Raw genomic sequence first — 20,888 nt, 5'->3', positions numbered from 1 at the left:
ATGTTCCAACAATCCATCCGATCAATCATTGTTCGCTCGTCTCGTCAAAGCAATAGCCGGCGTCGCCGCCCTGCCCCGCGCGGCGATGCGCTGGTTTGGCTAATACTTTCCGGCAAATTGGCGCGGTTGCCGGTTTGGTAACTCCAACCGTTAAGGATGCCCCGTCTCACGAGGCCGTGGCTTGCGGAAAGCCCGCAAATATGGCCTGTAACTTCAGTTGAATCGATTTTTTGCTGGGGGAACAATGATCCGGTATTTTGCCGCGCCGATTGCCGCCATCGCACTGCTGTCGGCGACCGCCGGCGGCGCCTTCGCCGAGGAGTTCGACTCGCGCGACATCATGGGCGGCGGCCCGAATTTCTTCCGCGGCGGCTCGAGCCCAGTTCCCCGCACCACCGTCATGTATAACGGCAACTACGCCCCGGGCACGATCGTGGTGAACACCTCGGAGCGCCGGCTCTATCTGGTGCTCCAGAACGGCCAGGCCCTGCGCTACGGCATCGGTGTCGGCCGCGACGGCTTCCGCTGGGGCGGCGTGCACCGGATCACCGCCAAGAAGGAATGGCCGGACTGGACGCCGCCGTCACAGATGCTGGCGCGCCGGCCGGACCTGCCGCGTCACATGAAGGGCGGCGTCGAAAATCCGCTCGGTGCGCGCGCGATGTATCTGGGCTCGACACTCTATCGCATCCACGGCTCCAACGAGCCGGAGACGATCGGCCAGGCGGTGTCCTCGGGCTGCTTCCGCATGACCAATGACGACGTCACCGACCTCTACGGCCGCGTCGGGGTCGGCACCACGGTGGTCGTGCTGAACAACTAGCAAGAATCGGCGGCGCGTGGATATGCGGCCTTGTGCGTCGGTTCCGAATACGGCAGCGTCGCCTGGCAATGAGCGCATTGGCCCCGTCTCCGTCCGGCTTTCGCATCGTGCTGCTGGCGCTCGCCACCGTCGCGTTCGCGCCTGACACCGCTACCATCGCCGTCGCGGGCGAATTGCCCGCGATCGCTTCGCGCCAGCGCGCCGAGAAGAAGAGCTTTACCGACGGCGAGATCGTCGACGGCTTTCTGAAGACAGCGTTCGGCGCCGAATACCACCTTGCCGGCCGTGTCGATCGCATCCGCAAGTTCGACGGACCGGTGCGCGTGTTCGCCGAGAGCGATCGCGCCGACCGCAAGGCGCAGCTCGCGAAAGTCGTAGCCGACATCGGCAAGCGCGTGCAGCATCTCGACATCGCCATGATCGACTCCAGCGAAGCGGCGAATGTGCGCGTGAAGCTCGTGCGCGACCGCGATCTGTTCCGCACCATCTCGAGCTTCTACGGTGCGGAGAAGGCCCGCGAGATCCGCACCTCGCTCGATCCGCAATGCCTGTCCGGCTTCCGCAAGAACGACAATTTCGAGATCGAGCATTCCGACGTCATCCTCACCGTCGACAACGGCGATTTCACCTTCCTCGACTGCGCCTATGAGGAGCTGCTGCAATCGCTCGGCCCGATCAACGACACCGCCAGCGTGCCCTGGACCATGTTCAACGACAACGTCTCGATGGGCTATTTCGACGTCTATGACCAGTACATCCTCAACCTGCTCTACGATCCCCGCATCAAGGCCGGCATGACCGTGGCTGAGGTCAAGGCGGCGCTGCCCGACGTGCTCACCGATGTACGCATTTGGGTGAGGCGCGTGAACGATCTGAAGGAGTGAGATCGCAAGGGGAGAAGGAAAGCACCGTGGCGCGGCTTTACGCCTTCTTCGCCTTCGACATCAAAAATTGCTGGCGCATCACGTTGTTGCTTCCGTCGTAATATTCGGAGATCAGCGCCTCGAACTCGCTGCGAAAACTCCGCAGCCTGTCCGGCTCGTCCTTGTACTGGGCGACGAGCTTGATCAAAGGCCCGATCGTCGTTTCCATGGTGCGGCGGAAATGCTGCGGGCTGAGTGCGGACGGCGTCATGATGTCCATCTCGAAGGCGATATCCTTCACTTTCCCCGCGAGACGTTCGGCGACGATCTTCGGATCGCCCCACGACACCGGTGATGCCACGCCCTCGGGCGGCGGCAGATGGCGGCCGATCAGCGCGAACATCCGGCCGACATAGAGATGCGGCGGCCAGGTGGAGAAGGCGATGGTGCCGCCGGGCTTCAGCACGCGCAGCATCTCGCCGATGGCGACCTCGGGGCGCGGCGCGAACATGTGGCCGAACTGGCTGAGCACCACGTCGAACTCGTTGTCGCCATAGGGCAGGCTTTCGGCGTCGCCTTCGGCGAAGTCGACATCGAGATTCGCCAGCTGCGCGTGCTCGCGGGCGCGCTCGAGCAGGACCGGCGACAGGTCGAGACCCCTGACCTTCGCACCGCGGCGCGCCGCCGTGATCGCGGCAACGCCGGTGCCGCATCCGACGTCGAGCAGCATTTGGCCGGTCGCGACCCCGGCGAAGCTCACGAGCTTGGCGGCCGAGGGCGTGGTGAACACTTCCATCGGCGTGAACAGCGACCAGGCTTCCTTCTGGACTGCCTTGAAACCAGCAAACGGGTCTTGGTCGGCCATGGAACTCTCCCTTCGCTCAATGTCAGTTTTTCATGAGGCTGACGACGGATGCCAAAGGTTCAACGCAAGCCCATGACGGCGACGGCTTCGCCTCCTCGCGGTCCTATTGCACGAGATCGGCAACGATGGTCGCGGCCTTGAGGCCGGTGCCGGTGAGGACCGCGACCGTGGTCTCGGTCGCCTTGATGCTACCGGTGGCGGATAGTTTGTCCAGCGCGGCGGCAGCACTTGCGCTGGTCGGCTCGGCGAACAGGCCCTGCCGCGCAAGACGCCGCAGCGCGGCGACGATCTCGTCCTCCGTGAGCGCGACAGCGCCGCCGCCGCTCTCGCGCAACGCGGCGATGATCTCGCGCAGGCGCAGCGGATGCTTGATCGCGGTGCCTTCGGCGATGGTCTTGTTCACCTCGCGCGCGACAGGGGTGTCGACGCCGGCCTTGAAGCTTGCATCGATCGGCGAGCAGTTGAGCGGCTGCGCCGCGAACAGCCGCGGCAGCCTGGTGATCTGGCCGGCTTTCAACAGCTCACGGAAACCAAAGGCGCAACCCAAAAGGCTGCTGCCGGCGCCGACGGGAACGATGACGTTGTCGGGGGCGCGGAAGCCGAGGTCCTCCCATATCTCATAGGCGAGCGACTTGGTGCCTTCGAGAAAGAACGGCTGCCAATTGTGGCTGGCATAGAAGGCCTGGTCCGACTGCCGGATCGCCTCGGCCTCCGATTCCTCGCGCGGGCCCTCAACCAACTGCACCGTTGCGCCATAGGCGCGGACCTGTGCGATCTTGGCCGGTGACGTCGATGCAGGCGCGAGAATCTTCACGCGCATGCCGCCGGCGGCGCCGAGACCCGCCATCGACGAGCCGCCATTGCCGGACGAGTCCTCCAGAATGGCGTCGACGCCGATCTGCCGCAGGAACGACAGCATCACGGCGGAGCCCCGGTCCTTGAAGCTGCCGGTCGGGTTGAACCATTCGAGCTTGAAGAACGGGCGCAGCTCGCCCCAGGCCTGCTGCACCAGCGGCGTGCAGCCTTCGCCGAGCGTGATCGGAGTCTTGATCTCGACCGGCAGCGCCGCCCGGTAGCGCCAGAGCGAACGCGTGCGCGGCTCGATCTCCTCCCGCGACATCCCTGCCCCGGGCGTCACCAGCAGCGGCGTGCGCTCGTCCGAGCACCAGCGCGGCTGGTCCAGCGGATAGAGCTTACCGTTGCGGGGGTCGATGTAGGCGGGGGCGGGCATGGCGGTCTCCAAGGAAGGCGATGCGGCAAAGGCGATCTGTACGTTTTGGTTTGATGACACGTTTTGTCCAGAAACTCGACGCCCGGCACGCCAACCGTGTGGCGCCTCTTGAAAACGTGAAAACCATAATTACTTCATCATCTTACTGCGGTGGCGGAGAGCTCCGCCAGTGCGGTAGCGTGGGACTCGGGCAAGCGCTGCCGGGTCGCGGGACGACAGGAATTTGGCCGCGAACCGCCCCGCCCCCGCGCAGCACGATTAACTTGTCTGTCGCGACTGCCCGCTACAATATGTTGGATTGAGCTCGCGCCGCCGGTGTTCCGCATCGGCAGCGCGACGAGCCAAGGCCCGTCCGAGCGGCGGGCCGTTGGCTTTTTAGGAGTTTGGTCATGAGCCGCGCGAACCGTACCGACCACATCCGCCTCACCTCCCATCCGGAGCCGGGCAGGACAGCCGCCTTCCCGATCCACTGGGGCGCCGCCGACGCACGCGCCCGCGGACCGATCATCGGCACGGTGTCGCGCGCTGGGGATCGCAACGTGATCGGCAGCCATGGCGGCTCCTATGCGATGTACCGCGCGCTCGCGGTGTCCGCCGGCGCGCTCGATCCGATCCGACGTCCCGACCTCACCAACACCTTTCCGGCCGCCACCATCGGGCCGTTCCCGCAATGGAGCGATCCCGCCAAGATCGTCGCGCTCGATCCCTGGGGGCATCTCGTCGCCGAGAATTTCGGCAAGGACATCGCCGAGGGCATCGACATCAGGCCGAGCATTGCGGTGACGCGCGCGCGGCTGGACCTGCCGGAGATCCGCGAGGCGCTCGCCGCCAAGCGCCTGCGCGCCGACGGCGACGTCGTGCACGCCAATGGCAGCGTGTCGGTGGTGAAGATCGCGATCGATCCGGTCTGGTATCTGCCGGGCCTTGCGGAGCGCTTTGCGACCAACGAGACCGAGCTGCGGCGCACGCTGTTCGAGCAGACCGCCGGTATGTTCCCCGAGCTGGTGACCCGGCCGGACATGAAGGTGTTTCTGCCGCCGATCGGCGGCACCACAGTCTACATGTTCGGCGACGTCAGCAAGCTGCCGGACCATCGCACCAAGATCACCTGCCGCGTGCATGACGAGTGCAACGGCTCCGACGTGTTCGGCTCCGACATCTGCACCTGCCGGCCCTACCTCATTCACGGCATCGAGGAATCCGCGCGCGGCGCGCAGGAGGGCGGACTCGGGCTCGTGATCTACAACCGCAAGGAAGGCCGCGCGCTCGGCGAGGTCACGAAGTTCCTGGTCTACAATGCGCGCAAGCGCCAGGAGGACGGCGACGCGGCCGCCGCCTACTTCGAGCGCACCGAATGCGTCGCCGGCGTCCAGGACGCGCGCTTCCAGCAATTGATGCCCGACACCATCCACTGGCTGGGCCTGAAGCGCATCGACCGCTTCCTGTCGATGAGCGACATGAAGCACGACGCTTTGACCTCGCAGGGCATCGACATCGTCGAGCGCGTGCCGATCCCGCCCGAGCTCATTCCCGCCGACGCCTATGTCGAGATCGCCGCGAAGAAGGCCGCCGGCTATTACTCCACCGACATCGCGCCGGAGAAGGACGTCGACGGCGTGGTCGGGCGTTCGCTGGAAAAATACTGATCGATTGATGGCAGACGCTTTGGAATTGCAGGCCCGTTCGCTGCTCAGCGCAGCAGCGGTTCGCGCGCGAGCCGGCGAGATGTTCGAGATCGGCCTGAACGGCGGGCTGACGCACTTCACCATCGATCTCGACCGCATGGACGGCGTTGCTGATGCCGTTGTCGCAGTGACGCGCAAAGCCTATCCCACTTTGGAAATCCCGTTTCATGCGCGCTGGCGCCATTTCGTGCTTGGTGGCGTCGACCGTTGGGCGCGGCTCGCGGACGCGGCGTCATGGCCCGATCGCGCGGCGCGGGCGCGCGCGGAGTTCGACCTTGCCATCGTCAGCGTGCTGCTCGATGCCGGCGCGGGGGCGGCGTGGCGATACCGGGACGCCGTGACGGGACAAAGCGTCGGCCGATCCGAGGGGCTTGCGATTGCGAGCCTCGACATGTTCGCGAGCGGTCTTTTTTCCCACGATCCCCGCGCGCCCTTCAGGACCGATGCCGACGTGCTCGCGCGACTGCCACTCGCCGCGCTCACTTCGGCCTTTCAGGTGAGCGATGCCAATCCGCTGCTCGGGGTCGAGGGGCGGACCGATCTGCTGCGCCGCTTGGGCAAGCTGGTGGCGGAGCGCGCGGACGTGTTCGGCTCGCACGACACCCCGCGGCCGGGCGGGCTGTTCGATCACATCGCGGCGCAGGCGAAGGGCGGCGCGGTTCCCGCGCCCGCCATCCTGACCGCCGTGCTGAACCAGCTCGGACCGATCTGGCCGTCTCGGTTGGAGCTTGCCGGAATTCCGCTCGGTGATTGCTGGCACCACCCGGCGATCAAGGCGAACGACTCAACGGAAAGTCTCGTGCCCCTGCACAAGCTGTCGCAATGGCTGAGCTATTCGTTGATCGAGCCGCTGCAGCGCGCCGGATTCGACGTCACCGACATCGACGGCCTGACCGGGCTTGCCGAATATCGCAATGGCGGGCTGTTCGTCGATCACGAGGTGCTGCGCCTGCGCGACGCCGCCGATGCCGAGCGCGCGCATGCGGTGGATTCCCTGCTCGTCGTCGAGTGGCGCGCGCTGACCGTGGCGCTGCTGGACCGGCTCGCCGAACTGGTCCGCGCCAAACTCGGGCGCACTCCTGAGACATTGCCGCTCGCCAGCATTCTCGAAGGCGGCACCTGGGCCGCGGGCCGCGCCATCGCCTTCGCGCGCCGGCCCGATGGTTCGCCGCCGCTCAAGGTGATCAGCGACGGTACGGTGTTCTAGTCTCTCGTTCGAGTTCGCGGAAACAGATCCTTCATCCGGCGCTTCGCGCCACCTTCTCCCACAAGGGGAGAAGGAAGAAAGGCATCCGATCATGCAAGGCGTCACGATCGTCGATCATCCGTTGGTGCAGCACAAGCTGACCCTGGTGCGGGACAAATCGATCTCGACCAAATCGTTTCGGGAGCTGATCAAGGAGATCGGCATGCTGCTGTGCTACGAGGTGACGCGCGACCTGCCGCTCGCCGATACCGTTATCGAAACGCCGCTGGCGACGATGCATTCGGCCAAGATCGCGGGCAAGAAGCTGGTGTTCGTGCCGATGCTGCGCGCCGGCACCACTTTCGTCGACGGCATGATGGATTTGGTGCCGACCGCGCGCGTCGCCCATATTGGCCTCTACCGCGAGCCGCACAGCTTTGCCGCGGTCGAGTACTTCTTCAAATCGCCGTCCGATCTCAGCGAGCGCCTGGCGATCGTGGTGACGCCCGTGGTTGCGACCGCCAACACGGCTGTGGCCGCAATCGACCGGCTGAAGGAGCGCGGCGCCAAGGATATTCGCCTCGCCTGCCTGATCGCCGCCCCCGAAGGGCTCGAACGGCTGCGCGGACTGCATCCTGACGTGCCGATCTGGACGGCCGCAGTCGATGAAGGTCTCGACGAGAACGGCTTTATCCTGCCGGGCCTCGGCGACGCCGGCGACCGCGCCTACGGGACGAGATAGGCGCCGGCTTGCAAACCGCGTCACGTTAGGAACAGGTTCGCTCGCGCAAGGTTTTCCTGCTCTACGATGGAGAGCACGATGACCTATCAGGATGACCGCAGGGCAGACAGAGCACGCCGCAACAGCCCGGTGGGCTGGGCGATCGGCGCGATCTTCGTGATCGCCGTGGTCGCTGCCGTCTTCTTCTACAATGGACGCGACGTCGGCCCGCAGACCACGACCTCCAATCCGAACAACGCGCCGAGCGTCACCACCGGATCGAATCCACCTGCTGCGCCCGCGAAGTGATGCGCTGAGGGCGGGCCGTCACACCTTGCCGCTGCCGCAGATCCCCTTCAGCGCCTGCCACTCCGCATCCGTGAGCAGCGGCGGGCCGCTGGCGGGGCGGTCTTCTTTCGTCATGCGCGCGAGGCGGTCCTCGGTCAGCGGATGGCTCGCCAGGATCGACGTGAGGCCGCCGCCTTCCTTGCCGGTGATGCGGAACATCAATTCGGCTGCAGGCTTAGGCGAACGGCCGAGCTTGTGCATGATCTCGATGGCAAACGTATCCGCAGCGGTCTCGGCCTCGCGCGAATAGGAAGCCTCAACCACGCTGCGCGAGGCGAAGATCACGGCGCTCGAGCCAGTGACGTCGCCGAACAACAGGCCGATCAGGAACGAGGTGCCGCCGTTGTAGATCAGGCCGCGCATGTTGTCGTAATGCTTGAGATGACCGAGCTCGTGGGCGAGGATGCCGGCGATCTCGTCGGCATTTTCGGCCTTGTCGAGCAGGCCCTTCAGCACGAACACCTTGCCGCCCGGCAGCGCGAACGCGTTCGGCACCGGGGTCGGCAGCACGCCCGCGGTCATGGAATCGTCGTCGAGGCCGGCGGCATCGCGCAGCCGATTGACGAGCTTGACGAAGACCGCTTTCCCCGCCCCATCCTGGCACTCGCTGCGCCCGAAGATCGTCTTCACCTGAACCTCCGCCGCATCTCCAATGCGCCGCTCGATCGGTTTCGGCACCAGCGGCGCGAGGCGGTCGGCAGCGAGCGGCACGCCGAACAGCACGACGCAGACAATGGAGACGGCGGCAGCCATCGACCAGCCGACGATTTTTGCGACCCCGCGGCGCGAGGTCTGGTGCTCGTCGAGCCGCATGCAGCGCGCGGTCACGTCTGACGCGAGCAGAGCGTCGCGGATTTCCAGCCGGGCCAGCGGCGGAGCGGAAGCGCAGGCGAGCCGCAAGATGCCGGGCGGGCTATCGGCGCGGCGGATGTCGGCATAGGCCCAGCGAACGGGCGTCGCACCCTCTTCGAGGATCTCGAGCGCGTCACCGAGCGTCAGCGCCACCTGCCGCCTGCGGCTCGACACGCCGTCGAAGAAGATCGTCGGCTTTGCGGATTGCGCCGGGACCTCTGTGGACAACTCACTCACAGCTCAGAATCCCGCGACATCGAGTCCATCGGCAAAGCCTTCGCCGAGCGCGCTGGCGAGCTCGGCGCTGCCGCGCACATCCGCCGCGGCTCCGATGTTGTGCACCTCGACAGTTTCCAGCACCTTGGCCCAGAGATCGCGCTGGAGATAGACCCGCATGACGATGTTGAGGGCGAGAGCGAGTGCGAAGTAGCCGATCACCATCATCACCAGCGTCGGGATGCTCTTGGCGGCATTGCCCGGCACCAACGCCTGCTCGACCGAAAGACCGCTCAGCTTGACGACGAGCATGGTCGCTCCGCCGATATAGGCGGCGAAGATGGCCGAGAGCAGCATCCACCAGCCGATCACTTTCCAGTACAACGCGTAGAATGCGTTGTGCGGCAATTGCGAGGACACGCTGACGTCGCCGATGCGGATACCGTCGAGCCACCAGCGCCACTCGCGCGCCTTGAACTCGGCATAGAAGAACGGCGCGAGCGGGAAGATCACCATCGCGATCGGGCTCAGCAGCCACAGCCACCAGCCGCGCTTGAAGAATGTCCAGCCGTCGCCTTCGAAATCGCCGCGTAAATCGCCGTAATGGGTGTGCCGCAGCTTGTAGCGTTCGAGCGAGGCTTCGCGCCACGGCAATGCGAGCCCGAGCGTCAGGAACACGAGCAAGCCCCATAGCATGGCGCGGAACGAATAGGCCCAGCCCGATCCGTCCATCCAGAACCGCACGCCGCGCCAGACCGTGCGCGTCAGGCGATAGCGCCGCGCGCGAAAGATCGCAAACTGACCAAAGGCGTAGAAGCTGATGAACAGCGGCGTCGAGGCAAAGCCCTGCCAGCGTTCGAACTCGATACCGACAAGGAAGTAAGCGAGGTAGATCGGCACCAGGATCGCGAGCGCGAACAGGAAGCCGACCAGCAGCTCCTTGGCCCGCCCGGTATATTCGGCGGCATCGCCATCAACCGCGGTGTTCGCCCACAGATGACGGCGGATGTCGGTAACGAGCCAGAACCGGTAGAAGCCGAAGGTGACGAGCTCGAGCAGGGCACCCTTGGTGACCAATTTTCGAAACTCGGTACGGTTGCCGGTGAAATCGACCCGCGTGGGCGGCAGCGGCGGGGGTAAGGGTTCGGAGCCGATGGGGGCCCATTGCATGTCGTTCACGGCGGCAACCTCGGGGTGCGGACCTGGTTCGATCAAACTTATAGATCAGAGATTAGTCGATCCCCAAGATGGGCGGGTTCGATTTAGCTCGATTCCGGTCGATTTCTGGCACGATTCCACGGCCGAGGGCGTGCGCGAGATCACGTTGTTGGATCAATGGCCTCGTAGTCCGGATGGAGCGCAGCGCAATCCGGGACAGCGGCAGTGGCGGACCGAATCCCGGATTTCGCTCCGCTCCATCCGGGCTACATCACACCCATGTGGCAAAACTCGCCCTTGCTCCGGCGCAGACAACCGGCTGTAATTGCAAATCAAATACCGCAGCGCAGAATTCAACGAGAACGCGCGGTTGATGTCAGGGAGAGCGATCATGCATGGGACCATCGAAAACGCGGCGAAGCTCGACGCGTTACGCGCACGCGCTACGTCACTGCCGCTGGAGCAGTTCGATCCGGGCGACCCAGAGCTGTTCAGGACCGATACGTTCTGGCCCTATTTCGATCGCCTGCGCCGCGAAGATCCCGTGCACTATTGCAAGGACTCGATGTTCGGGCCGTATTGGTCGGTGACGCGCTACAACGACATCATGGAGATCGAGACCAATCATTCGGTATTCTCCTCGGCCTCCTCGCTCGGCGGCATCACCATCCGCGACATCGATCCGGAACTGCGCCGCGAGAGCTTCATCTCGATGGACCCGCCGCGCCATGCGGCGCAGCGCAAGACCGTGGCGCCGATGTTCACGCCGACGCATCTGGACAATCTCGCGCTGAGCATCCGCCAGCGCTCGGCCGAGTGCCTGGACAATCTGCCCCGCGGCGAGGTGTTCGACTGGGTCGACCATGTCTCGATCGAGCTCACCACGCAGATGCTCGCGGTGCTGTTCGACTTTCCCTGGGAGGATCGCCGCAAGCTGACGCGCTGGTCGGACATCGCGACCACCATTCCCGGCCCCGACGGCCTCGTCGCCACCGAAGACGAGCGTCAGGCCGAGCTGACGGAATGCGCGGGCTATTTCACGCGACTGTGGAAGGAACGCATCGAACAGCCGCCGAAGAGCGACCTGTTGTCAATGATGGCGCATGGCGCCGCGACGCGCGACATGGACGCGAAGAACTTCCTCGGCAATCTCATCCTTCTGATCGTCGGCGGCAACGACACCACCCGCAACACCATGTCGGGCTCGCTCCACGCGCTGAGCCAGCACCCGGAGCAATATCGCAAGCTGCGCGAAAACCCAGCGCTTCTCGACAGCTTCGTGCCGGAAGTGATCCGCTGGCAGACGCCGCTGGCCCATATGCGGCGCACAGCGCTTGCGGACTTCGAGTTCCGCGGCAAGCAGATCAAGAAAGGTGACAAGGTCGTGATGTGGTACGTCTCGGGCAACCGCGACGCCGATGCGATCGAAAAGCCTTACGAATTCATCATTGACCGCGCGCGGCCGCGCACCCATCTCTCGTTCGGCTTCGGCATCCACCGCTGCGTCGGCTTGCGGCTTGCCGAACTCCAGCTCAAGATTATTTGGGAAGAGATCCTCAAGCGATTCGACCATATCGAGGTGGTCGGCGAACCCAAGCGGGTCTATTCGAGTTTCGTGAAGGGTCTTGAAACCTTGCCGGTGAAGATCGCGGCTTAGATTCGCAAAGATGAGTTCGACACGTCCACAAGGAAGCTGTGCCCCCTCTCCCGCACGCGGGAGAGGTTAAGCAAGCAACTGGAGCAAACCACCATGAACATCCAAGCGCCGGTTCAAGTGGACAAGGCCGAACGCATGCGCAGGGCGCGCGAGGAGGCCTATGCGACGCCGCTGGCGCAATTCCACCCGGGCGCGCCCAGGCTGTTCCAGGACGACACCCTGTGGCCGTGGTTCGAGCGGCTGCGCAAGGAAGAGCCGGTGCATTACTGCACCAATGCGCCGATCGAGCCGTATTGGTCGGTGGTGAAGTACAACGACATCATGCATGTCGACACCAATCACGGCCTGTTCTCCTCGGATTCAACGCTCGGTGGCATCGGGATCCGCGACGTGCCGGAAGGCTATGACTGGCCGAGCTTCATCGCCATGGACCAGCCGCGTCATTCGTCGCAGCGCAAGACGGTGTCGCCGATGTTCACGCCGACGCATCTGGACGAACTGGCGAAACTGATCCGCCAGCGCTCGCAGACCGTGCTCGACAATCTGCCGCGCAACGAGACCTTCAATTTCGTCGAGCGCGTCTCGATCGAGCTGACGACGCAGATGCTAGCCACCCTGTTCGACTTCCCCTGGGAAGAACGGCGCAAGCTGACGCGCTGGTCCGATGTCGCGACCGCGCTGCCCAAGAGCGGCATCGTGGCCTCGGCCGAAGAGCGCCGCCGCGAGATGGACGAATGCTACGCCTACATGTCCAAGCTCTGGAACGAGCGCGTCAACTCCGCGCCGCGCAACGACCTGCTGTCGCTGATGGCGCACAACGATGCCACGCGCTTCATGGACCCCGATAATCTCATGGGCAACATCATCCTGCTCATCGTCGGCGGCAACGACACCACGCGCAACACCATGACCGGCTCGGTGCTGGCATTGAACGAGAATCCGGAGCAGTACGACAGGCTGCGCGCCAACCCGGAACTGATCGATTCCATGGTGCCCGAAGTGATCCGCTGGCAGACCCCGCTCGCGCACATGCGGCGCACCGCGCTGCAGGACACTGAAGTTGGCGGCAAGCACATCAAGAAGGGCGACCGTGTCGTGATGTGGTACGTCTCCGGCAATCGCGACGAGGAGATGTTCGAAAAGCCGAACGAGTTCATCATCGACCGCCCGCGGCCGCGGACCCATCTCTCCTTCGGCTTCGGCATCCACCGCTGCGTCGGCATGCGCCTCGCCGAACTCCAGCTCAAGATCGTCTGGGAAGAGATGCTGAAGCGCTTCGACCGCATCGAGGTGGTCGGCGAGCCCAAGCGGATCTATTCGAGCTTCATCAAGGGGTACGAGTCGCTGCCGGTGAGGATACCGGGGTAGGCCCCACTGTGATGCCCCGCGAAAGCGGGGCGTCCAGTATGCCGCGGCTTCTCGGCTCAAGCACTGCGGGCTCTGGAATACTGGATTTGCCCGCCTTCGCGGCAATGACACCGAGGGTGGATTGAGAGCGGGCGACTCCACCCCAGCTATAAAATTCCGGCATGACAGCTCGCGCAACATGCGATGGGTCGCATACGGCCTTCTGTCCTAAACCGCACCGCCACATCTAACTCAACTTGATGTCCCACACGCCGTCCTTGCGGCAGGCGGCGACTTCCTCGCGCAGGAGGGCGGTGACGGCAAGCGAGGCCGTCGAGACCGGACGGTCGATCGGAGAGGCGAATATGAGTTCGCGCGTCATCGGCTTCGAGACGACAGCCGTTTCCAGCCGCCCGTCCGCGACCTCGCCGTGGACCGACGAGGGCGGCAGCAGCGCGAAGCCGAGGCCTTCCTCGACGAGGCTCGTGAGCACGCGGAACGAATCCGCTTCGAGCTGGACGTTGAGCTTGATCTTGCGCTGGGCCGCCGCATGCTCGATCAGCGCACGGAGACCGTGGGAATGACTGGGCAGCACCAGCCGTTGCCGCAGCAGCCAGCCGACATCGACGCTCTTCTTGCGCGCGAGGCCACAACCGCGCGGACCAACCGCGACGATGTTGTCGCGCCCCAAGCTCTCCACGTTGAGATGCAGATCGGCGGAGCGGCCGTAGAGGATGGCGAGATCCATCTCGCCGCGATGCAGCCATTCGACGAGATGGCCGCTGTAGCTCTCGACGATGCGCAGCGAAATGCCGGGAAATTTTTCGACGCAGCGCCGCGCGAAGCGCGCCGACAGCACGCAGCTCACGGTCGGGACCAGGCCGAGCACGACCTGGCCCGATGGCGGCCCCTTGGACGACTGGATGTCGTCGCGGATCTGGTCGATCTGCCGCACGATGCCGGAGGTGCGCGCCAGCAAGAGGCGGCCGGCATCCGTGAGCACCATGCCGCGGCCGTTGCGGGTGAACAATTCCGTGCGCAGCTCGTGTTCCAGGAGCTTGATCTGCCTGGAGAGCGCCGGCTGCGCCACGCGCAACGTATCGGACGCCTTGGAGAGGCTGCCGAGCTCCGCCACGCAACTGAAGGTCCTGAGCTGACGGAAATCCATGCTTGCCAATCCTGGAAGGCTACTCCATACGCTATAGCAAATGAGCATAGGGGCTGGCAGTGTTTTCACAACGCCAGAGGATCGGCCGGCGTTATCTTAACTGCCGCACATACGGGAAACCCCATGAGTGAAGAACACCACACCGAAGATCACGCCGACATCCGCGAAGCCGTCGCAAAGCTCTGCGCGCAGTTTCCCGGCGAATACTGGCGCAAGCTCGACCGTGAGATGGCCTACCCCAAGGCCTTCGTCGACGCGCTGACCGAGGCCGGCTATCTCTCGGTGCTGATCCCCGAGGAATATGGCGGCGCGGGCTTGAAGCTTTCAGCGGCCGCGGCGATCCTCGAAGAGATCCAGCGCGCGGGCTGCAACGGCGGCGGCTGCCACGCCCAGATGTACACGATGGGCACCGTGCTGCGGCACGGCAATGACGAGCAGAAGGCAAAATATCTGCCGAAGGTCGCGAGCGGCGAATTACGGCTGCAGGCCTTCGGCGTCACCGAGCCGACCAGCGGCACCGACACCACTTCGCTGAAGACCTTTGCGCGCAAGGACGGCAATGCCGGTTACGTGGTCAACGGCCAGAAGATCTGGACCAGCCGCGCCGAACATTCCGACCTGATGCTCCTGCTGGCGCGGACCACGCCGAAGGACCAGGTCAAGAAGCGCACGGATGGACTTTCGGTGTTCATCGTCGACATGCGCGAGGCCAAGAACAAGGGCCTCGAGATCCGCCCGATCCGCACCATGATGAACCATGCCACCACCGAAGTGTTCTTTACCGACATGAAGGTGCCGGCGGAAAATCTGATCGGCGAAGAGGGCAAGGGCTTTCGCTACATCCTCTCCGGCATGAATGCCGAGCGCATTTTGATTGCTGCCGAATGCGTCGGCGACGCCAAATGGTTCATCGCCAAGGCCACCAGCTACGCCAAGGAGCGCAGCGTTTTCGGCCGGCCGATCGGCCAGAACCAAGGCATCCAGTTCCCGATCGCCAAGGCCTACGCCGCGATGCGCGCGGCCGAACTGATGGTGAAGGAAGCGACGCGCAAATACGAGGCCGGGCTCGACTGCGGCGCGGAGGCCAACATGGCCAAGATGCTCGCGGCCGATGCGTCCTGGGAAGCGGCGAATGCCTGCGTCCAGACCCATGGCGGCTTCGGCTTCGCCGAGGAGTACGACGTCGAGCGCAAATTCCGTGAGACGCGGCTCTATCAGGTCGCGCCGATCTCGACCAATCTCGTGCTGTCCTTCATCGCCGAGCACGTCCTCGGCATGCCCCGCTCGTACTGAGGCAGCCATCATGGGAGCACTTGACGGGATCAGGGTGATTGCGGTCGAGCAGGCGGTGGCGGCACCGTTCTGCTCGTCGCGGCTGGCGGATGCCGGCGCGGAAGTCATCAAGATCGAGCGGCCCGAGGGCGATTTCGCCCGCGGCTATGACGCGGCGGCCAAGGGCCAGAGCAGCTACTTCGTGTGGCTCAACCGAGGCAAGCAATCCGCGGTGGTCGATCTCGCCACCAAGGAAGGTTGCGCCGAACTGGAGCGACTGATCGCGAGCGCCGACGTGCTGATCCAGAACCTCAAGCCGGGCTCGATGGACAAACTCGGCTTTTCGCGGGAGCGGCTCTTGAAGGATTATCCCAGGCTGATTTCGTGCACGATCACCGGCTATGGCGACGACGGCCCCTATGCGCACCGCAAGGCCTATGATCTCCTGATCCAGGCCGAGAGCGGCCTTGCCTCAATCACCGGCAATCCCGACGGCGCCTCGCGCGTCGGCATGTCCATCGTCGACGTCGCGACCGGCGCCACCGCGCATGCGGCGATCCTGGAGGCGCTGATCGGGCGCGGACGCACCGGCAAGGGCGCCGACATCCGCATCTCCATGTTCGACGTGATGGCGGACTGGTGCACCGTGCCGCTGCTCAATTCCGAAGCCGGCAATCCGCCCAAGCGCATGGGGCTGCGCCATCCCTCGATCGCGCCCTATGGCGTGTTCACGTCCAGCGACGGCAAGGACATCCTGATCTCGATCCAGAGCGAGCGCGAATGGAAGACGCTTTGCGCAAAAGTGCTGGACCAGCCGGATCTGCCCGCCGATCCGCGCGTGGCCAACATGGTCGAGCGCGTGCGCAACCGCGACTTCACCGACAAGACGGTCGCGGATGCCTTCGGCAAGATGACGCGCGATGAGCTATTGAAGCGGCTGTCCGAGGCCGACATCGCCTTTGCCGAGGTCAACACCATGGCGGACCTCACCAAGCATCCGCATCTGCGCCGCATCGAGGTGGACACGCCGCAAGGACGCGTCAGCTATCCCGCGCCTGCGCCGATCATTGTCGGCGAGACGCGCAGCTATGGTGCTGTACCGGCGATCGGCGAACGACCGGCCAAGAAATCGTAACAACAAGCGCGAGGCGTCATGACCGAGAAGCTCGACATCGACCATCTCAGGCAATGGATCGGCCGCAGCGAAGAGGCAACCGACACCGTCACCGCGCTGCTCGTGAAGGGCCTGCGCGCGACGCTGTTCCAGGAGGTCGGCGCGCCCAAGCCGGGCGACGCGGCGCCGTTCACGGTGCATTGGTGCCTGGCGCAGCCGGTGTTTCCGATGTCGATGCTCGGCCCCGACGGCCACCCCACCCGCGGCGGCTTCCTGCCGCCGGTGCCGCTGCCGCGCCGGATGTGGGCCGGCGGCGAGATCGAGTTCCTGCAGCCGCTGCGCGTCGGCGACGAATCGACGCGGAGCTCGCGCATCGCGGACGTACAGGTGAAGACCGGCTCGACCGGCACGCTGTGCTTCGTCTCGGTCGAGCACAGCATCTCCTCGCCGCGCGGCATCGCCATCCGCGAGCGGCAGGACATCGTCTATCGCGAGATGACGACGACGTCCGCGCCGGCAAAGGCGCCGCCTCCGCCGCCGAAGGCGCAGCATCGCCAGACGCATGTCTCCGATCCCGTGCTGCTGTTTCGCTATTCCGCGCTGACCTTCAACGGCCACCGCATCCATTACGACCGCGACTACGTCACCAAGGTCGAGGGATATCCGGGCCTGATCTTCCACGGGCCGCTGCAGGCAACGTTCATCATCGAGATGGCGGCGAAGCTGCACGGCGGCAAGGCGCCGAAGAGGTTTACTTATCGCGGGGTGCAACCGCTGTTCGAGGGCAGCGAATTTTCCATCAACGCCAACGAGACCGCTGATGGCATGGAGCTGTGGACCGCGAACGCGGAGGGGCAGCCGACGATGAAGGGGACCGCGGTGTGGTGATACACTGCTGCTAGACCCTCACCCTGAGGAGCGCGCCCTTTGCGCGCGTCTCGAAGGGCGAGGCCACCAGCCGGGCCTTCATCCTTCGAGACGCGCGAAGACGCGCTCCTCAGGAAGAGGAATTAGAGGAACGGAAACCATGGCGAAGAACGGCACGACCGGCAGCAAATCCGTCACCGTCAAGCAGGCGACGCTCGACCTGCTACGCTCCTTCGGCATCAAGAAGGTATTCGGCAATCCCGGCTCGACCGAGCTGCCGTTCCTGAGCGACTGGCCCGACGACATCGACTACGTGCTCGCGCTTCAGGAAGCCTCCGCCGTCGGCATGGCCGACGGCTATGCGCAGGCGACGCGCAATGCCGGCTTCGTCAATCTGCATTCGGCCGCCGGCGTCGGCAACGCGCTGGGCAACATCTATACCGCGCATCGCAACCAGACGCCGCTGGTGATCACCGCGGGCCAGCAGGCACGCTCGATCCTGCCGTTGCAGGCGTTCCTGTATGCGGAGCGTGCGTCCGAATTCCCGAGGCCTTATGTGAAGTACAGCGTGGAGCCGGCGCGGCCCGAGGACGTTCCGGCCGCCATCGCGCGCGCCTATTGCACCGCGATGCAGCCGCCATGCGGGCCGACCTTCGTGTCGATCCCGGTCGACGACTGGGCGCATGCGACAGCTCCCGTCGAAGCGCGCAAGGTCAGCCGCGAGATCGGGCCCGAAGCTGACGCGATGAAGGCGCTGGTCACCGCGCTCGGCTCGGCCAAGCACCCTGCCGTCGTCGTCGGCCCCGGCGTCGATCGCGCCGGCGCGGTCGACCTGATGGTGCGCGTCGCCGAGAAGGCCAGGGCCAGCGTCTGGGTCAGCCCGTTTTCGGCGCGCTGCTCGTTCCCGGAACGTCATCCCCAGTTCGCGGGTTTCCTGCATGCCTCGCCGGCGCAATTGTCGGACGCGCTGCGCGAGCACGACCTCGTCGTCGTGATCGGCGCGCCGGTGTTCACCTTCCACGTCGAAGGCCATGCCGCGATCTTCGACGGCGGCGCGACGATCTTCCAGATCACCGATGACCCCGATGCCGCGGCGGTAACGCCCGTCGGCACCAGCATCATCGCGACGATGAAGCCGGCGCTCGCAATGCTGCTCGACCTCTTGCCGGAGAGCAAGCGCGCGGCACCGAAGGGGCGAACGCTGCCGCCGACGCCGCAAGCCGCCGATCCGTTGCCGGTCGAATTCCTGCTGCATTCGCTGTCGCAGGCGATGCCGGACGGCGCGTCGCTGGTCGAGGAAATCCCCTCGCACCGGCCGGCCATGCAAAAGTTCATGCCGATGCGCGGCCAGGACAGTTTTTACACCATGGCGAGCGGAGGCCTCGGCTACTCGCTGCCGGCCGCGGTCGGCATGGCGCTCGGCAAGCCGGCGAGCCGCACGGTGTGCCTGATCGGTGACGGCTCGGCGATGTATTCGATCCAGGCGCTGTGGACCGCCGCGCAGCGCAAGCTGCCGCTCACGATCATCGTCATCAACAATTCCGGCTACGGCGCGATGCGCTCGTTCAGCCAGGTGATGCAGGTGAGGAACGTGCCGGGACTCGAGTTGCCGGGGATCGATTTCGTGCGGCTGGCCGAGGGCATGGGCTGCCATGCGGTGCGGGTGAGCAAGGCGGCCGAACTGGGCGAGGCGCTCAAGCGCGGGATGGCATTCGAAGGGACGAGCCTGGTGGAGGTGGTCGTGGATTCGGCGGTGCCGGTGCTGTACGGGCAGAAGCATTGAGGGCCGACCGTCGTCCTGGCGAAAGCCAGGACGACACCGGAGGTCGTGGCAGGCCCCTTCCTACGTCCCGAAATCTTCCCGCATCTTAGCCTGGATCTTGGCCATGCCGCCGATCCAACGGTCGTAATTCTCGGTCTTCTTGCGCATGTAGCCGAGCACCTGCGGGTGCGGCAGGATCAGGAACGTCTCCTGATCGAGACCGGCGAGCACGTCCTTGGCGACCTGCTCGGGCGACAGGTCGCCGTCGCCGGATTGCGGGCCTTTGGGGATCGAACGCAGCATGTTGGTGTCCACGCCCTGCGGGCAGAGGATCGAGACACGGATGTTGTGCGCCTTGTGCGAGATCGCGAGATTTTCGGCAAAGCCGACCGCGGCATGCTTGGTGGTGGAGTAAGCCGGGCTGCCGACCTGCGACAGCAGGCCGGCGGCCGAGATCGTGTTAAGGAAATAGCCGCCGCCGCGCGCCTTCATGCGCGGGATCAGATGCCGCGCCGCATAGACATGCGCCATGACGTGGATCGCCCAGCTGCGCTGCCAGGGCTCATCCGAGGCGCCGCCGGCATTGACCGACATCGGGTCGAAGCCGCCGCCGATGCCGGCATTGGAGCAGAACAATTCGATCGGGCCGAACTGACGCTCGGTCTCCTCGATGACGTGGGAAATATCCTTTTCCTGCGCGACATCGCATTTGAAGGCCGCGCCATCCACCGTGGCCGCGACCGCCCGCGCGTTGTCCGCGTCCATGTCGGCGACGACGACCTTGGCCGCACCCGCCTTGTGAAAGGCTTCGCACAGCGCCTTGCCGATGCCGTTGGCGCCGCCCGTGACGACCACGACCTTGCCGGTCACCTGCATGCGACGTCTCCTCTTGTCTTGTACCGTTTTGGCTTATTGCGCTTCGCGGAGCTTGCTCAGCTCAACACGAGGTCGAGCACCGCGGTATAATGGCACGCCGCGCCGGCCAAGACAAAGCCGTGCCAGATCGCATTCTGGAAGCGCAGCCGCCGCCAGGCATGAAAGATCACGCCGAAGCTGTAGAGCAGTCCACCCGCAAGGACGAAGCCCAGCACCAGCGCAGGCAGCGCCTTGACCACGGAATCGTAGAGCATGATGCCGCTCCAGCCCATCGCTAGGTAGATCCCGACCGCAACGCGGTCGAACCGGCCGGGGTAGAGAAGTTTCAGCACGATGCCGAGGAGCGCCACGCACCAGACGCCGGCGAGCAGCACCAGCGCGAACCCACTGTCCTTCACCTCCAGGATGAACGGCGTGTAGGTCGCCGCGATCAGGAGATAGATCGCCGAATGGTCGAAGCGCCGCAGCAGCCATTTGGCCGGCGAGACTGGCCACAGATTATAGGTCGCCGACAACACCAGCATCGAAAGCAGGCCGGCGACGTAGATCGAGACGCCGACGATGTCGGTCGCGTCGGCAAAGAGCACCGTCAGCACCACCAGCACGGTCGCGGCAATGATGCCGCAGAGCACGCCGATCGCGTGGATCACGCCGTCGGCGATCAACTCGGCGCGGTCGTAATGCCAGCCGACCGCGTCGGCGGCTGCGTGGACGGAGGAGGATGCGAGCTGTTTCAATTGGAAGACGGTCATGGCAATCCGCAAGGTGAGTTAATACCCTCTTGTATGGGTGTTTCGGGATCGGCGCGTCGTTCAAACGGCTGATTTGCCGACAAAGACGGTGGAAGTATGAAGCTTGATTTTCCTCAGGCAGTTGC

The 20,888-nt window shown here is 64.9% G+C and carries 19 protein-coding genes; 12 read left to right on the top strand and 7 right to left on the bottom strand.

All coding sequences use genetic code 11. From position 1 onward, the window contains the following. The first annotated feature begins 244 nt into the window (after positions 1 to 244). Both RX329_RS07165 and RX329_RS07160 read left to right on the top strand, forming a co-directional pair. Positions 245 to 823, top strand: coding sequence for a L,D-transpeptidase (locus RX329_RS07165; protein ID WP_007596474.1), 579 nt, complete (start codon positions 245 to 247; stop codon positions 821 to 823). A 68-nt stretch (positions 824 to 891) separates the two neighbouring features. Next, the gene (locus RX329_RS07160) at positions 892 to 1,707 is read left to right on the top strand and encodes a DUF2927 domain-containing protein (RefSeq protein WP_018453696.1); all 816 of its coding nucleotides are present in this window, start codon (positions 892 to 894) and stop codon (positions 1,705 to 1,707) included. 37 nt (positions 1,708 to 1,744) lie between these two features. Here the strand turns inward: RX329_RS07160 and RX329_RS07155 are convergent, their stop codons facing one another. Next, positions 1,745 to 2,551, bottom strand: coding sequence for a class I SAM-dependent methyltransferase (locus tag RX329_RS07155; protein WP_085349555.1), 807 nt, complete (start codon positions 2,549 to 2,551; stop codon positions 1,745 to 1,747). A gap of 103 nt (positions 2,552 to 2,654) precedes the next feature. Then, complete coding sequence (locus RX329_RS07150) at positions 2,655 to 3,782, bottom strand: threonine synthase (RefSeq protein WP_085384416.1); 1,128 nt, start codon at positions 3,780 to 3,782, stop codon at positions 2,655 to 2,657. 389 nt (positions 3,783 to 4,171) lie between these two features. On the opposite strand from RX329_RS07150, the gene RX329_RS07145 reads away from it, so the two are divergent. The 4 genes from RX329_RS07145 (at position 4,172) to RX329_RS07130 (ending at position 7,683) form a co-directional block, all read left to right on the top strand. After that, positions 4,172 to 5,428 carry a GTP cyclohydrolase II gene (locus tag RX329_RS07145; RefSeq protein ID WP_085349556.1) on the top strand — a complete coding sequence of 419 codons (1,257 nt, stop codon included), beginning with the start codon at positions 4,172 to 4,174 and terminating at the stop codon, positions 5,426 to 5,428. A gap of 7 nt (positions 5,429 to 5,435) precedes the next feature. Then, positions 5,436 to 6,674 carry a URC4/urg3 family protein gene (locus RX329_RS07140; RefSeq protein WP_085349557.1) on the top strand — a complete coding sequence of 413 codons (1,239 nt, stop codon included), beginning with the start codon at positions 5,436 to 5,438 and terminating at the stop codon, positions 6,672 to 6,674. A gap of 91 nt (positions 6,675 to 6,765) precedes the next feature. Continuing rightward, positions 6,766 to 7,395, top strand: coding sequence for a uracil phosphoribosyltransferase (gene upp, locus RX329_RS07135; RefSeq protein WP_007614501.1), 630 nt, complete (start codon positions 6,766 to 6,768; stop codon positions 7,393 to 7,395). Positions 7,396 to 7,473: 78 nt separating this feature from the next. Continuing rightward, positions 7,474 to 7,683: a hypothetical protein gene (locus RX329_RS07130; protein ID WP_026232575.1), complete on the top strand. Its 210-nt coding sequence runs from the start codon at positions 7,474 to 7,476 to the stop codon at positions 7,681 to 7,683. Positions 7,684 to 7,701: 18 nt separating this feature from the next. On the opposite strand, the gene RX329_RS07125 is transcribed toward RX329_RS07130, so the two are convergent. Both RX329_RS07125 and RX329_RS07120 read right to left on the bottom strand, forming a co-directional pair. After that, on the bottom strand, positions 7,702 to 8,811 hold the full coding sequence (locus RX329_RS07125) for a M48 family metallopeptidase (protein ID WP_085349558.1): 1,110 nt from the start codon (positions 8,809 to 8,811) through the stop codon (positions 7,702 to 7,704). 3 nt (positions 8,812 to 8,814) lie between these two features. After that, positions 8,815 to 9,960, bottom strand: coding sequence for a YjgN family protein (locus tag RX329_RS07120; protein ID WP_198957621.1), 1,146 nt, complete (start codon positions 9,958 to 9,960; stop codon positions 8,815 to 8,817). 379 nt (positions 9,961 to 10,339) lie between these two features. On the opposite strand from RX329_RS07120, the gene RX329_RS07115 reads away from it, so the two are divergent. Together RX329_RS07115 and RX329_RS07110 are read left to right on the top strand one after the other, a co-directional pair. After that, positions 10,340 to 11,605 (top strand): cytochrome P450, encoded by a 1,266-nt coding sequence (locus RX329_RS07115; protein WP_018453688.1) that lies wholly within the window; start codon positions 10,340 to 10,342, stop codon positions 11,603 to 11,605. 93 nt (positions 11,606 to 11,698) lie between these two features. Next, a complete protein-coding gene (locus RX329_RS07110; protein WP_018453687.1) occupies positions 11,699 to 12,973 on the top strand; it encodes a cytochrome P450 in 1,275 nt (424 codons plus the stop codon). A 226-nt stretch (positions 12,974 to 13,199) separates the two neighbouring features. On the opposite strand, the gene RX329_RS07105 is transcribed toward RX329_RS07110, so the two are convergent. Then, positions 13,200 to 14,120, bottom strand: coding sequence for a LysR substrate-binding domain-containing protein (locus tag RX329_RS07105; protein WP_085349559.1), 921 nt, complete (start codon positions 14,118 to 14,120; stop codon positions 13,200 to 13,202). Positions 14,121 to 14,243: 123 nt separating this feature from the next. Here RX329_RS07105 and RX329_RS07100 point away from each other — a divergent pair, with 123 nt between their 5' ends. The 4 genes from RX329_RS07100 (at position 14,244) to mdlC (ending at position 19,156) form a co-directional block, all read left to right on the top strand. After that, on the top strand, positions 14,244 to 15,413 hold the full coding sequence (locus tag RX329_RS07100) for an acyl-CoA dehydrogenase family protein (RefSeq protein ID WP_018453685.1): 1,170 nt from the start codon (positions 14,244 to 14,246) through the stop codon (positions 15,411 to 15,413). 10 nt (positions 15,414 to 15,423) lie between these two features. Next, complete coding sequence (locus tag RX329_RS07095) at positions 15,424 to 16,527, top strand: CaiB/BaiF CoA transferase family protein (protein ID WP_085360463.1); 1,104 nt, start codon at positions 15,424 to 15,426, stop codon at positions 16,525 to 16,527. 18 nt (positions 16,528 to 16,545) lie between these two features. Beyond that, positions 16,546 to 17,394 carry a MaoC family dehydratase N-terminal domain-containing protein gene (locus RX329_RS07090; RefSeq protein ID WP_085360465.1) on the top strand — a complete coding sequence of 283 codons (849 nt, stop codon included), beginning with the start codon at positions 16,546 to 16,548 and terminating at the stop codon, positions 17,392 to 17,394. A 139-nt stretch (positions 17,395 to 17,533) separates the two neighbouring features. Continuing rightward, positions 17,534 to 19,156 carry a benzoylformate decarboxylase gene (gene mdlC / locus RX329_RS07085; RefSeq protein ID WP_085360467.1) on the top strand — a complete coding sequence of 541 codons (1,623 nt, stop codon included), beginning with the start codon at positions 17,534 to 17,536 and terminating at the stop codon, positions 19,154 to 19,156. A gap of 60 nt (positions 19,157 to 19,216) precedes the next feature. Here mdlC and RX329_RS07080 read toward each other — a convergent pair whose 3' ends face one another. Next, positions 19,217 to 20,011, bottom strand: a complete 795-nt coding sequence (locus tag RX329_RS07080; protein WP_018453681.1) for an SDR family oxidoreductase — start codon at positions 20,009 to 20,011, stop codon at positions 19,217 to 19,219. A 56-nt stretch (positions 20,012 to 20,067) separates the two neighbouring features. Further along, complete coding sequence (gene trhA, locus RX329_RS07075) at positions 20,068 to 20,763, bottom strand: PAQR family membrane homeostasis protein TrhA (protein ID WP_018453680.1); 696 nt, start codon at positions 20,761 to 20,763, stop codon at positions 20,068 to 20,070. Positions 20,764 to 20,888: the final 125 nt, after the last annotated feature.

Origin of the sequence: Bradyrhizobium sp. BWC-3-1 (genome assembly GCF_032917965.1) — a bacterium.
Lineage (GTDB): Bacteria > Pseudomonadota > Alphaproteobacteria > Rhizobiales > Xanthobacteraceae > Bradyrhizobium > Bradyrhizobium canariense_D.
This window is presented reverse-complemented; position numbering and strand designations above follow the sequence as displayed.

Coding starts and splice junctions, on each gene's coding strand:
- RX329_RS07110 (WP_018453687.1), top strand. CDS start 11,699: ATGAACATCCAAGCGCCGGTTCAAGTGGACAAGGCCGAACGCATGCGC.
- trhA (WP_018453680.1), bottom strand. CDS start 20,763: ATGACCGTCTTCCAATTGAAACAGCTCGCATCCTCCTCCGTCCACGCA.
- RX329_RS07150 (WP_085384416.1), bottom strand. CDS start 3,782: ATGCCCGCCCCCGCCTACATCGACCCCCGCAACGGTAAGCTCTATCCG.
- RX329_RS07145 (WP_085349556.1), top strand. CDS start 4,172: ATGAGCCGCGCGAACCGTACCGACCACATCCGCCTCACCTCCCATCCG.
- RX329_RS07140 (WP_085349557.1), top strand. CDS start 5,436: ATGGCAGACGCTTTGGAATTGCAGGCCCGTTCGCTGCTCAGCGCAGCA.
- RX329_RS07100 (WP_018453685.1), top strand. CDS start 14,244: ATGAGTGAAGAACACCACACCGAAGATCACGCCGACATCCGCGAAGCC.
- RX329_RS07095 (WP_085360463.1), top strand. CDS start 15,424: ATGGGAGCACTTGACGGGATCAGGGTGATTGCGGTCGAGCAGGCGGTG.
- RX329_RS07105 (WP_085349559.1), bottom strand. CDS start 14,120: ATGGATTTCCGTCAGCTCAGGACCTTCAGTTGCGTGGCGGAGCTCGGC.
- mdlC (WP_085360467.1), top strand. CDS start 17,534: ATGGCGAAGAACGGCACGACCGGCAGCAAATCCGTCACCGTCAAGCAG.
- RX329_RS07115 (WP_018453688.1), top strand. CDS start 10,340: ATGCATGGGACCATCGAAAACGCGGCGAAGCTCGACGCGTTACGCGCA.
- upp (WP_007614501.1), top strand. CDS start 6,766: ATGCAAGGCGTCACGATCGTCGATCATCCGTTGGTGCAGCACAAGCTG.
- RX329_RS07160 (WP_018453696.1), top strand. CDS start 892: ATGAGCGCATTGGCCCCGTCTCCGTCCGGCTTTCGCATCGTGCTGCTG.
- RX329_RS07080 (WP_018453681.1), bottom strand. CDS start 20,011: ATGCAGGTGACCGGCAAGGTCGTGGTCGTCACGGGCGGCGCCAACGGC.
- RX329_RS07120 (WP_198957621.1), bottom strand. CDS start 9,960: ATGCAATGGGCCCCCATCGGCTCCGAACCCTTACCCCCGCCGCTGCCG.
- RX329_RS07130 (WP_026232575.1), top strand. CDS start 7,474: ATGACCTATCAGGATGACCGCAGGGCAGACAGAGCACGCCGCAACAGC.
- RX329_RS07090 (WP_085360465.1), top strand. CDS start 16,546: ATGACCGAGAAGCTCGACATCGACCATCTCAGGCAATGGATCGGCCGC.
- RX329_RS07155 (WP_085349555.1), bottom strand. CDS start 2,551: ATGGCCGACCAAGACCCGTTTGCTGGTTTCAAGGCAGTCCAGAAGGAA.
- RX329_RS07165 (WP_007596474.1), top strand. CDS start 245: ATGATCCGGTATTTTGCCGCGCCGATTGCCGCCATCGCACTGCTGTCG.